Here is a 13,405-nt window from a genome sequence, read left to right as displayed (position 1 = left end):
TTCATAAAAACCATACAATCCGTTCGTAAAATATTGTATATTCGTTGCCTATGAAAACAGACGCTATTTTAAAGATAAAACAGTACTTAAATACACCTCAAAAAATTGTAATTGTTCCACACAAGAATCCAGACGGCGATGCTATTGGTGCCTCATTGGGTTTGTTTCACTTTTTAAAAACACAGGAACAAAACCCAGTTATTATAGCGCCTAATGATTATCCCGAGTTTTTAAAATGGATGCCTGGAGATTCCGAAATTTTAAAATATGATACCCAAACAGGTATTTGTACGCAACTAATTAACGCCGCGACACTTATTTTTACCTTGGATTTTAATGCCTTGGACCGAGCAGGCGATATGGCCCCATTGTTAGACGCTAGCAAGGCCATAAAAATAATGATTGACCACCACCAACAACCAGACACCTATGCTACGTTTATGTATTCGGATGTTAGCATGAGCTCTACCTGCGAAATGGTTTTTAACTTTATAGACATGCTTGCTGGAAAACAGCACATTACCGCGGATATTGCCACCTGCCTTTACACGGGTATCATGACAGATACCGGGTCGTTTCGTTTTGCCTCAACCACTAGCCAAACACACCGAGTTATAGCCTTTTTAATGGACCAAGGAGCCCAAAATAGCGCCATACATAATGCCGTTATGGACGCCAACAGCTACAACCGGATGCAACTGTTAGGGCAAGCTTTAACCAATTTAAAGCTATTGCCAGAATTTAATACAGCTTACATTACTCTAACCCAAGAGGAGTTAAATAAACATCATTTTCAAAAAGGTGATACCGAAGGCTTTGTTAACTACGCGCTATCTTTGAAAAACGTTATATTTGCAGCTATTTTTATTGAAGACAAGCCTAACAATATTATAAAGATATCATTGCGTTCTAAAGGAGATTTTTCCGTTAATGCATTGGCTAGAACACATTTTAATGGTGGCGGACACACCAATGCAGCAGGTGGTAAAAGCGAATTAAACTTATCTGAAACCGTTGAAAAATTTATTAGTATATTACCAGCCTATAAAGACGCCCTTCAAAATGACTAACTATTTATACTTATTTTTTTTAGTGCTAACAGTTGCTGCTTGCAAATCGCCAGAGGCCAGAAAACCTGTTTCAGCCAAATCGGGCTCCTTTATAGACCAATCAGTCGCCCGTAACATTGAATTAAACGAGCGCGAACATGCGGTTTTCGAGCAATTAATGCAAGCCGATACAACAACCAAATACATAGCTTCCAACTCGGGCTTTTGGTATGCTTACCAAACACAGGTAGCCGACTCCCTTATAACACCACAATTTGGAGATAAACTTACCTTTGAATACCACGTAACAGATATTGCTGGTAATACCATATATAGCAAAGCAGATTTACAGCCACAAACGTATATTATGGACAAACAAGAACTGTTTACAGGATTGCGTGAAGGCTTAAAACTAATGCGTGCAGGCGAAACAGTTACTTTTTTATTTCCGTCGCAAAAAGCCTATGGTTACTATGGTGATGAAAACAAAATTGGAACCAATGTTCCTTTAATTTGTGAGGTAACCTTGCACAGCATAACCAGATCAGAATCTAATTAAATTTACAATAACAACCCTTTAAAAATTAAAAATGAACACGTTAAAACATACCATGAAATTAGTTTTGTTGGCACTATTAGTAAGCTTTACCTCTTGCAGCCAACAATATCCAGATTTAAAAGAAGGACTTTATGCCGAGTTTGTAACCAACAAAGGTACCATGGTAACAAAATTATTTTATGATAAAGTACCCGTTACCGTTGCTAATTTTGTGGCGTTAGCCGAAGGCACACATCCAGATGTTTCTAGCGAATTTGCAGGAAAACCGTATTACGATAGCTTAACTTTTCATAGAATAATTGATAAATTTATGATTCAAGGTGGCGATCCTACAGGCACTGGATCCGGTAGTCCAGGCTACAAATTTACAGACGAATTTAACCCAGATTTAATGCATGACAAATCCGGCATCCTATCAATGGCTAATTCTGGACCAAATACCAATGGCAGTCAGTTTTTTATAACCGAAGTACCTACACCACACCTAGACAATAAACACGCCGTTTTTGGTGAAGTTGTAATAGGTTTAGACGTATTAGATACTATTTCAAATGTTCAAGTAGAACCGGGCAGCAACAAACCACTTGAACCTGTTATAATTAACAAGCTAAACATAATTCGTAAAGGTGCAGAAGCCAAAGCGTTTAACGCCGCGCAGGTTTACAAAGAGGAATTACCAAAAGTACTTGAAAAGCAAGAAGCCTTAAAAGAAGCCGCACGTTTAAAAGCTAAAGAGTCGGCGCAAGCAGCCGCAGACGCCTTTGTTGCTAAATATGAAAATTTAGGAACGGTAAAAAAATTAGACACAGGTGTTGTCATGATTTTTATGGAAGAAGGTGCCAATACCAAACCATCTAACATGGACAAAGTTCTAGTAAACTATGCGGGCTTTTTTGAGGATGGCCGTTTATTTGATACCAGTTGGGCCGATGTGGCGAAAGAAAATAACGCATACAATCAGCAACGCGACGCAGCAGGCGGTTACCAACCATTTGCTATGATTTATAATGAAACAGCTAGGTTGGTACCAGGTTTTAGAGAGGCCATGTTAAATATGAACGTTGGTAACAAGGCAAAAGTATTTATTCCATCCTATTTGGGTTACGGCGAAAATGGCTCTGGTCCTATTCCGCCTAACACAAACCTAATTTTCGATTTAAAAATTGAAGGCATCCAAGGACAATAAAAAACAAGCGTCCATTTATTTTTAAATTAAAAAAGCCGCATTTCAGCAAAAAGAAATGCGGCTTTTTAGTGCGTAAAGCAAAAGCATTACGCTACTTGTTCCGGGATATTCTTTAAAATTTCAAGAACAAATTTCCAATATTTTTGAGCCGATGATATCTGGGCACGTTCATCTGGGGAATGCGCACCTTTAATATTAGGACCAAAACTAATCATGTCCATATCTGGATAGTTCTGCCCTAAAATACCACATTCCAAACCAGCATGGCAAGCCGCCACATGTGGTTTTTTACCATTCATTTCTACATATAAATTTTCTAAAACTTTTAAAATCTTGGAATCCATATTAGGTGTCCACCCAGGATAATCGCCAGAAAATGTAACCTCACAGCCTGTTAACTCAAAAGTTGCCCGCAGGGTATTGGCCAAATCCCATTTCGAGCTCTCCACCGAGGAACGCGTTAAACACGCTATTTCAATATTGCCGTTAGCAATAGTTACGCGTGCCAAGTTGTTGGATGTTTCAACCAAACCAGGAATATCGGCACTCATACGGTACACACCATTTAAGGCCGCATAAAGCGCTCTTGTTACACCTTCTTGCACGCCTAAATCCATAATTTTTTCTGGCGCTTCTACTTTTAAAACCTCAATTATTAAATCGGGTTCCATAGTTTTTAATTCCGTTTTTATTGCTTCAGCCATGTCGCGCATGTCTGTTTCAAAAGCCGCTTCATGTATAGTATCAATAGCTACAATAGCCTGACTTTCTCTTGGAATAGCATTTCGAAGGCTACCGCCTTTTAAATTAGAGATACGCAGCCCAAAATTTTCGAAACCATCAAATAATAACCGATTCATTATTTTATTGGCATTACCCAGCCCTTCGTGAATTTGCATACCCGAATGGCCACCTTGTAATCCTTTAACGGTAATTTGGTACCCCGATTTAAATTCGGGTGTTTCCTCTTCTTTGTAATCTCTTCTGGCGGTAATATCTACGCCACCGGCACAGCCAACACCTATTTCGTCGTCTTCTTCTGTGTCTAAATTCAAAAGAATTTTACCTTCTAATAAGCCGCCTTTTAAACCCATGGCACCTGTCATACCTGTTTCTTCATCAATGGTGAACAAGGCTTCCAATGCCGGATGATCAATTGTTGTACTCTCTAAAATAGCCATTATAGTAGCTACTCCTAAACCGTTATCTGCACCTAAGGTAGTGCCTTTAGCGCGCACCCAATCGCCATCTAAATACATGTCAATACCTTGTGTATCAAAATCGAACGTAGTGTCGTTATTTTTTTGATGAACCATATCCAAATGCGATTGCATAACAATTGGGGTTCTGTTTTCCATACCAGGTGTAGCCGGTTTTTTTATAATTACGTTGCCAACCTCATCCTCTATAGTTTCTAAACCTAGTTTAGTTCCAAAATCCTTCATAAAAGCAATAACACGTGCTTCTTTTTTTGAAGGTCGTGGTACAGCATTTAAATCGGCAAATTTATTCCATAAAACTTTAGGTTCTAATTCTCGTATTACTTCGTTCATAAGTATATTTTTAAAGAGTTACAAAGGTACTTATATTGTGTTGAGTAATAAAACAATTCCTTATTTTTGAGTTATGCAAAAAAACGTGAAAAAATACGTGGCGCTTGCCCTCATACCTCAAGTTATAGTAACTTCGCTACTTTCTGAATATCCGCAGTTTGTTGAAACATTTTACAGCACAGGTGTGTATCCTTATCTAGCCACCCTATCGCGTTACGTTTTTGGATGGGTTCCGTTTTCTGTAGGCGACATCATGTATTTAATAGGTATTGTTTTAATTGTAAGATGGCTTCTTTTAAATAGAAAACACCTGTTAAACAATAGTTTAGAATGGCTAACAGATGTGGTAGCAACCCTTTCTGTAGTGTATTTTGCTTTCCATATTTTTTGGGCATTTAATTATTACCGACTGCCACTGCATAAAAATTTAAATTTAGAAGCTAGTTATACCACGGAGGCGCTGTTGGAAGTAACCAATAAATTAATCACCATTTCCAATAATTTACACAAAGAATTGGAGCCCAACGATAGTTTAATGGTAGTGTTACCTTACTCCAAAACAGACATTTTTAATTTGGCTCCAGAAGGTTATAAAGCCCTACAAAACCAGTTTCCAAATTTGGCTTATAAGCCTACTAGTGTTAAAATGTCGCTTTTTAGTTTGCCATTAACCTATATGGGATTTAGTGGGTATTTAAACCCGCTAACCAACGAAGCACAAGTAGATAAGCTTATTCCGGTATATAAATTCCCCACTACGGTTTCGCATGAAATAGCGCATCAATTGGGTTATGCCGCCGAAAACGAAGCCAATTTTATTGGTAGCCTAGCGGCCATGTCTCACCCCGACCCCTATTTTAAATATTGCGGCTACACGTTTGCCTTAAGACATTGTTTATACGAAATTTACAGACGAGACCCGGAAACATACAACACCTTATTACCTAACATAAGAACAGGCATTTTAAAAAACTATCAAGAAGTACAAGACTTTTGGCGCAGTTACCAAAATCCGCTTGAACCGCTATTTAAAACAACCTATAACTCTTTTTTAAAGGCTAATAACCAACAAGGTGGCATGAAAAGCTACAGTTATGTGGTGGCTTTGTATGTTAATTATTTTTTGGAATCCTAAACAAAATGTTAAATAGCTTTAGGAATGAAACATTCAAAATCCATATTACCTATATTTAGGATTTTAAAATGTCAACCAAAATTTAACAATGAAAAAATTAATCTTTCTCCTGTGTCTGTTTTACGGCATTCCGTTGCTAGCACAAAATTATTTTCCTAAAAACGATGGCGTAAAAGCAGAAAACAACAACTACCATGCTTTTACTAATGCAACTCTGCATATTTCGCCCACCGAAACCATTACAAATGCAACCTTACTAATTAATAAAGGTAAGGTAGTGGCAAGCGGTAAGCGTGTTAGTATTCCAGAAAACACAACCGTAATTAATGTGGAAGGCAAACATATTTATCCATCGTTTGTGGACATTTACACCACTTTTGGAACTAAAACCCCTACCCGAGCTACACGATCTAATAGTCCGCAGTACGATGCTGGCAGAGAAGGATATTACTGGAACGACCATATAAAACCAGAACAAAACGCTATTGAATCTTATGATTTTGATGCAGAAAAAGCAACCGAATTACGGGAGGCTGGTTTTGGTGCTGTAAATACATTTATACCCGATGGTATCATGCGCGGTACAGGCAGTTTAATTGCACTTTCGCCAAGTGGAACCGATGCTGAACGCATTTTATCAGACCGCTCTGCACAGTATTTATCTACACAAAAAAGTGTGGCCTCACAACAAGCCTACCCCACGTCGCTAATGGGTGCCATGGCGTTAATACGGCAAGTAAATTATGATGCCGACTGGTATGCCAAGGGCTTATCGGAAACAAAGGACCGCTCGTTAGAAGCTTTCAATAACAATCGAGATTTAGTGCAAATTATAGAAGCTGGTAGCAAATTAAACAGTTTGCGTTTAGATAAAGTTGGAGACGATGTAAACACCCAATATGTTATAGTGGGTGGTGGCGATGAGTACGAGCTTATAAACGCTATAAAAGCAACCAATGCCTCGTTTATAATTCCAATCGACTTTCCAGATGCTTTTGACATGGAAGATCCAATTATGGCCAACACAGCTAGTTTAGCCGACATGCGTGAGTGGAATCAAAAACCAAGTAACCCTGCTGTGCTTTACAAAAATGGTGTTCCTTTTGCGCTAACAGTGCATAATTTAAAAAAAGCATCGGAATTTATGCCAAATCTTCAAAAAGCCATAGAATATGGTTTGGAGGAAACAGCTGCATTGGCTGCCTTAACAACCATACCGGCAAAAATTATAGGAAAAAGTGACGTATTGGGTAGTTTAAAAAACGGGGCGTATGCTAATTTTCTAATTACTTCTGGTCCTATTTTTGATAAAAAAACTACGTTATACGAAAACTGGGTTTTAGGTAACAAACACGAAATTGTACCTATGGATACCAAAGACCTTCGTGGTACGTATGAATTACAAGTAGCAGGAACAACCTACGATCTGGAAATTTCTGGCGAAATTACCAAACCAAAAGCGCGTGTAAAAACAGAGGCCCAATCATTAGGCACAAAAATTAGCCTCTCTGATAATTGGTTAGCTTTAACATTTTCTAGTACAGACAGCACCAAGCAAGATTTTATAAGACTCTCTGCCAAAATAGCCCAAACAGCATCCATTAGCGGCACCGCAATTTTACCAAATGGAACCGAAACAACTTTTTTTGCCAAGAAATTAGTGTCTGAAACGGATAAAAAAGACGACGCCACAGAAAAAGATGCTTCCAACAATTCAGAATCCGAAATAAAGCTATTTCCAGTTACCTACCCTAATGAAGCTTACGGATACACAAATAAACCAAAACCACAAACCATTTTATTCCAAAATGCAACAGTATGGACCAACGAGTCGGCTGGCATTTTAAAAAACACCGATGTACTCGTTAAAGATGGTAAAATTGCTAAAATAGGTACCAACCTAAAGGCAGGAAATGCCCTTGTAGTTGATGCCACAGGAAAGCATATAACCTCGGGTATTGTGGATGAGCACTCGCATATTGCTACAGCAGCTGTTAATGAAGCTGGGCAAAACTCCACGGCCGAAGTAAGTATTGAAGATGTTATAGACTCGGACGATGTTAACATATACCGAAACCTAGCTGGCGGTGTTACCACCATACAAATACTACATGGGTCGGCAAATCCCATCGGAGGCCGTTCTGCCATTATTAAGTTAAAATGGGGCGAATCTCCTGAAAATTTAATTTTTCCAGACAGTCCAAAATTTATAAAATTTGCCTTGGGCGAAAATGTAAAACAATCTAATTGGGGCGATTACGCCCGGTCGCGTTTTCCTCAAACCCGTATGGGCGTAGAGCAGGTTTATAAAGACTATTTTTTACGTGCTAAAAATTACGATGCTTTAAAGAAAAGTGGTAAACCTTTCCGCAAAGATTTAGAATTAGAAACCCTTGCCGAAATTTTAAACGAAGAACGTTTTATTAGCTGTCATTCGTACGTACAAAGCGAAATTACGATGCTTATGCGTGTTGCAGAGGCGTTTAATTTTACCATAAATACCTTCACCCATATTTTGGAAGGTTATAAAGTAGCCGATAAAATGAAAGCCCATGGCGTAGGAGCCTCTACTTTTAGCGATTGGTGGGCATATAAATATGAAGTAAATGACGCCATTCCATACAACGCAGCCATACTACATGAGCAAGGTATTGTAACTGCTATTAATAGCGACGACGCCGAAATGTCTCGCCGATTAAACCAAGAAGCTGCCAAAGCTGTAAAATACGGTGGCGTTTCCGAGGAAGAAGCATGGAAAATGGTCACTTTAAATCCTGCAAAATTACTACATATAGATCATCGTGTTGGCAGTATAAAGGAAGGAAAAGATGCCGATATGGTTATGTGGAGTGGCCACCCTTTATCTGTTTACACCAAAGCAGAAAAAACCTTAATTGAAGGCGCTGTTTATTTTGACATGGCAACCGACAAGCAAACGCGTGAGGCCATGAAACGCGAAAAAAATGAGTTAGCCACCATGATGCTTCAAGCAAAAAATAAAGGTTTAAAAACAAAACCTATTGTTAAGAAAGAAGAAAAACATTTCCACTGCGACACCCTTTAAACATAAAAAAAACAACAATGAATTATATTAAAATATATTTAGTGTGCCTTGCGCTAGTTACTGGAACCTTTGGTTTTGCGCAACAAACACCAGGAAACAAACAAACCACCACCATAGCCATAGTAGGTGCCACTGCGCATATTGGTGACGGAACTATTATAGAAAATGCAACCGTGGTTTTTAAAGACGGTAAAATAGTTTCCGTAGGAAAAAATAACGCTGCTTCTAATACCAACGGCATGACTGTTATAAACGCCGAAAACAAACATGTATATCCAGGATTTATTGCGCCAAATGCCGCTTTAGGTTTGGTTGAAGTAGATGCTGTAAGAGCTTCAGACGACCAAGACGAAGTTGGAAGCATGATACCACATATAAGAAGCATTATAGCCTACAATGCCGAATCGCGTGTGGTGGAATCTATGCGTCCTAACGGTATCTTAATGGCTCAAATAGTACCCAAAGGTGGGCGCATTTCGGGTACCTCCTCGGTGGTACAATTAGATGCATGGAATTATGAAGATGCTTCCATTAAAACCGATGATGCCATTCACCTAAATTGGCCAAGTACGTTTTCTAGAGGTCGTTGGTGGCTTGGCGAACCTGCCGGATTAAAACCAAATAAAAATTACAGCAATCAAATTGCCGAAATGGCATCGTTTGTTAATGAGAGTAAAGCCTATTTAAAGGGTACTAAACAGCCTTTAAACATACCTTTTGAAGCCATGGAAGGCTTATTTAATGGTAAGCAAAAGTTATTTGTACATGTTAATGATGAAAAAGGAATAACCGATGCTGTTTATTTTGCCAAACAGCACGACATAAAGCAGCTTGTTATTGTTGGCGGTGCCGAAGCAAACAAAGTAACAGGTTTATTAAAGCAGCATAATATTCCCGTTTTAATAAACAACCCACATAGCTTACCTGCCAATGACGATCAGGACTACGATATGCCATTTAAGCTTGCCAAACAATTACATGATGCTGGAATACTGGTGGGTATTCAAGTTGGTAATGCCGATAATTTTCAAACACGTAATTTACCATTTTATGCCGGTACCTGCGCTGCTTATGGTATGAATAAAGAGCATGCCTTACAGCTTATTACGGCTAATACTGCAAAAATATTGGGAATAGACGCCTTTGTAGGCACTTTGGAAGTAGGTAAGGACGCTACCTTATTTATTAGTGAGGGTGACGCGCTGGATATGCGAACAAATATACTCACGCACGCATTTATTCAAGGCCGAAAAGTTAGTTTGGAGAGTCACCAAACTGAACTATGGAAACGTTACTCTGAAAAATACAAGAACCAGTAACCAAGCTAACAACTTGTAATAAGGAGGCTGTTTTTAAACAACAGCCTCTTTTTTTTTCTAAAATTGAATTGTACAACCCATATTGGCGTACACATAAAAGCGAATAAACACCCCCCTTTCAATACAGGAGATTTACATCGTAATAATACATAAAGAAAACCCGTCTAAAATAGAAGCGCGTTACTACTGGAGCTACCATTGCATCCCAAATAAGCACATAAAAAACATCTCAAAAATCGATGCTATTTTCTAAATACATTATTTAAAAGCCATTGAAACACGTTACAATCCAATAAATTTATTAACATCAACTATGAAGTCGTTTATAGCCGATAACCAAAAACAAAAAGGCTGCCTAATGTGTTTTTAGGCAGCCTCTTTTTAATTATGGTTTTTAGCTAAAAATTAGCTAAATACAATATGCGTTATTATTAGTTTTTAATAATTCGTACCGTTTGTACGTTTGCATCAATTGTTACTTTTACAAAGTATGCACCAGCTTGTAAATTAGACATATCTAACGCGCTTGACACCGTATTTGGTGCCGTTCTAATAACTTCCTGACCTAACATATTAAACACAGACACGTTTTGAATATTTTGTTCTGCGCGTAACGATAAGGTATTGGTAACTGGGTTTGGAAAGTATTTAAAGCTTGCCAACTCTACCTGATTTACAGCTAATGTTGCATTTTCTACTATACTAAATTTACCAATATGAAAATCATAATCTTCAGAGTCATTAACTGGTCCATCGCTTGCCCAAATAGCAAATTTGATGCTCCCACTATACGCTGATAAATCTGCAACAAACTCGGTACCTGTAACTGCTGGTTGGTTACCCACATTCCAAGTGGTTAGGTTTGTCCAGGTAGCACCATCATCTGTGGTTACTAATAGTTGTACTTCATCGTCACTACCCATGGAATCGGTATCAGTAGGCGTACTAATACCTGACGTGGTCCAATTAGTTACAGCAACCTCTACAACTAAATTGTAGGCTACATCTCCAGGAATATTATATGTTGGAGATATTAACCATTCTCTATCTACAGCACTATATAAATTAACTGCATTACTATTAATTATATCAGAATTGGCGTTTGTGTAGCCTCTACCAGATCTCCAATCCGATGACCCCAAGCTAGAAGGTCCATCAGCAACTTCGCCAGAACCTGCTTCAGACCAACAATCTGTTGGTGGATTGTTTGTAAAATCTGTTGTAAACGGGAATGTTGAAATGGCGGTACACGCTGTTGTAAAATTTCGTGGGCCATTCCATGTAGAAACGCCATTAGTTGTTCCACAATCCGCTTGAACATAAAATGCATAATCGTTGGAAGCCACTAAATTTGTTGCAACGTATGGGTTTGTAACACCTGTTACTGTTGCATTTCCTGTAAAAGTTCCACCAGCTGTAATATCAACAATTTCAATATTATATAATGTAGCTGTGCCATTTTCAGTCCATCCTAAAGTTGCAGCAGCATCTGTTATATTGGACGCTGTTAAAGCCGTAGGTTCTGGACAAGCAATTGCAGTTGAGAAGGCAAAAGGGCCTACCCAAGCACTGGTATCGCCAGCGCCACAATCTGCTCTAACATAAAATTCATAGTCGTTATCTGGTGTTAAAGACATAGCGACATAAGGATTTGTAACGCCTGTAAAACTAGCCGTTCCTGTAGCAGAGTTTCCAGCTGTAATGTCTACAATTTCGATATCGTATGAAGCTGCCGATCCAGCTTCCGTCCACCCTAATTCAGCGCTAAAAGCTGTTATTGAGGTTGCTGTTAATGCTGATGGCTCTGTACATGAAGGAATTTGTTCCCATGTAACATCATCGATTGAGACAGAGGCATACGTACTTGAATACGACATTTTAAAAGCAAAGTAACTATCTGTATTTACCATGTTAAAATTAACAACATGCTCTGTATGTGTTGTTATTAATGGTATTGTTTGAACGGTTGTAAATGTATTAACATCTGTTGGATCACTCATTCTACCTACTTCCAATGTAACTGATGAAGAACCATAAACAAAGAATTTAAGTCTATGTGTTCCGTTTGGCATATCAAGTAAGCTTGGAGATATAATATATTGTTCTGCTGTAGCTGATGACAAATTACCTGACCTTAAGGCTCTAGAACCTGTATTTACATTGCTAGAACTTGTATAAATATACCCTGATGAACCATTTAAGTTTTCTGACCAACAATCTGGATCTACGTTAGTTGCATAAGACTCAAAACCTTCAACAAAACTACCAGTAGCCTCACAAAGCGTTGTAAAACTAAAAGGGCCTACCCAAGCACTAGTTTCACCACCACCACAATCGGCTTGCACATAATATTCATAACTTGTATTAGCAGTTAATCCTGTAATTGTAAACGGGTTGGTTACACCTGTATTGGTAGCGGTACCAGTTACGGTACCAGCTACGGTTACATCTACTATTTCAACATTCCACAACGTTTCTGCATCTCCTGCTGCCCATGCTAAATCGGCCGTTGTTGCCGTAATATTTGAAGCTGTTAATGCTGATGGCTCTAGACATGAAGGAATTTCTTCTACTGTGAAATCATCCAAATAAATATAATAACCATCTAAACCACCTGATGGTACATGAATAGCTATATAAACATCCCCAGAGTATGCACTCAAGTTAATAGGCTCAATTTCTATGTGAGTTGTATTAGATACTATTGTTAAAGGCATCAACTCCTCTGTAAAATCTGCTGGTGCAGTTCCCGAAGTTGACAATACGACTCTATAGTCGTTAGGTTCAGTAGAGCTTCTAGCTCTTACACTAAATTTTAAACGCTCGTTCCCTGTTAAAGTAAATGGAGGCAATACTAAATAATCATCATTATTACCACCATTATAGTCTGTATACAAACTAGCAGCATTTGAGCCTGAAGTACCATAAGTGTCAAAAGTTTTCCAAAAATCTGTATCTGAGTTATTATTTATATAATTCCAACAGGATGGTAAATCTGGTGTTGAAATTGACTCGAAATCTTCTGTCCAAGGAAAGGTAGTTACTGCATAGCATAACGTGGTAAATTCAAAAGGACCTACCCAAGCACTAGTTTCACCACCACCACAATCGGCTTGCACATAATATTCATAACTTGTATTAGCAGTTAATCCTGTAATTGTAAACGGGTTGGTTACACCTGTATTGGTAGCGGTGCCAGTTACGGTACCAGCTGCGGTTACATCTACTATTTCAACATTCCACAACGTTTCTGCATCTCCTGCTGCCCATGCTAAATCGGCCGTTGTTGCCGTAATATTTGAAGCTGTTAATGCTGATGGCTCTGTGCATGAAGGAATTTCTTCTACTGTGAAATCATCCAAATAAATATAATAACCATCTAAACCACCTGATGGTACATGAATAGCTATATAAACATCCCCAGAGTATGCACTCAAGTTAATAGGCTCAATTGCTTGATGAGTTGTATTAGAAACCGTTGTTAAAGGCATCAACTCCTCTGTAAAATCTGCTGGTGCAGTTCCCGAAGTTGACAATACG

General features: G+C 38.5%; 8 protein-coding genes. 6 read left to right on the top strand and 2 right to left on the bottom strand.

Translation table 11 applies throughout. From position 1 onward, the window contains the following. The first annotated feature begins 50 nt into the window (after window positions 1–50). Genes ACFSQP_RS01370 through ACFSQP_RS01360 form a run of 3 tightly spaced genes read left to right on the top strand, consistent with a single transcriptional unit; the run spans window position 51 to window position 2,794 of the window. Window positions 51–1,070, top strand: coding sequence for a DHH family phosphoesterase (locus ACFSQP_RS01370; RefSeq protein ID WP_376891238.1), 1,020 nt, complete (start codon window positions 51–53; stop codon window positions 1,068–1,070). Then, window positions 1,063–1,608 carry a gliding motility-associated peptidyl-prolyl isomerase GldI gene (gene gldI / locus ACFSQP_RS01365; RefSeq protein WP_376891236.1) on the top strand — a complete coding sequence of 182 codons (546 nt, stop codon included), beginning with the start codon at window positions 1,063–1,065 and terminating at the stop codon, window positions 1,606–1,608. The genes ACFSQP_RS01370 and gldI overlap by 8 nt, the downstream gene beginning before the upstream one ends. A 52-nt stretch (window positions 1,609–1,660) precedes the next feature. Further along, the gene (locus tag ACFSQP_RS01360) at window positions 1,661–2,794 is read left to right on the top strand and encodes a peptidylprolyl isomerase (protein WP_376891235.1); all 1,134 of its coding nucleotides are present in this window, start codon (window positions 1,661–1,663) and stop codon (window positions 2,792–2,794) included. An 86-nt stretch (window positions 2,795–2,880) separates the two neighbouring features. Here ACFSQP_RS01360 and ACFSQP_RS01355 read toward each other — a convergent pair whose 3' ends face one another. Next, window positions 2,881–4,347: an aminoacyl-histidine dipeptidase gene (locus tag ACFSQP_RS01355; RefSeq protein ID WP_376891233.1), complete on the bottom strand. Its 1,467-nt coding sequence runs from the start codon at window positions 4,345–4,347 to the stop codon at window positions 2,881–2,883. Between the two features lie 85 nt (window positions 4,348–4,432). Between ACFSQP_RS01355 and ACFSQP_RS01350 the strand changes: the two genes are divergently transcribed. The 3 genes from ACFSQP_RS01350 (at window position 4,433) to ACFSQP_RS01340 (ending at window position 9,865) form a co-directional block, all read left to right on the top strand. Then, window positions 4,433–5,482, top strand: a complete 1,050-nt coding sequence (locus ACFSQP_RS01350) for a DUF3810 domain-containing protein (RefSeq protein ID WP_376891232.1) — start codon at window positions 4,433–4,435, stop codon at window positions 5,480–5,482. Window positions 5,483–5,570: 88 nt separating this feature from the next. Continuing rightward, a complete protein-coding gene (locus ACFSQP_RS01345) occupies window positions 5,571–8,546 on the top strand; it encodes an amidohydrolase family protein (protein WP_376891230.1) in 2,976 nt (991 codons plus the stop codon). Between the two features lie 17 nt (window positions 8,547–8,563). Beyond that, window positions 8,564–9,865: an amidohydrolase family protein gene (locus ACFSQP_RS01340; protein WP_376891228.1), complete on the top strand. Its 1,302-nt coding sequence runs from the start codon at window positions 8,564–8,566 to the stop codon at window positions 9,863–9,865. A gap of 431 nt (window positions 9,866–10,296) precedes the next feature. Here the strand turns inward: ACFSQP_RS01340 and ACFSQP_RS01335 are convergent. After that, window positions 10,297–13,405: choice-of-anchor J domain-containing protein (locus tag ACFSQP_RS01335; RefSeq protein ID WP_376891227.1), on the bottom strand; the 3,109-nt coding region annotated here is incomplete at its 5' end.

It is taken from the genome of Bizionia sediminis, from assembly GCF_042684585.1.
In the GTDB taxonomy this organism is placed as follows: Bacteria; Bacteroidota; Bacteroidia; order Flavobacteriales; family Flavobacteriaceae; genus Algorimicrobium; species Algorimicrobium sediminis.
This window is presented reverse-complemented; position numbering and strand designations above follow the sequence as displayed.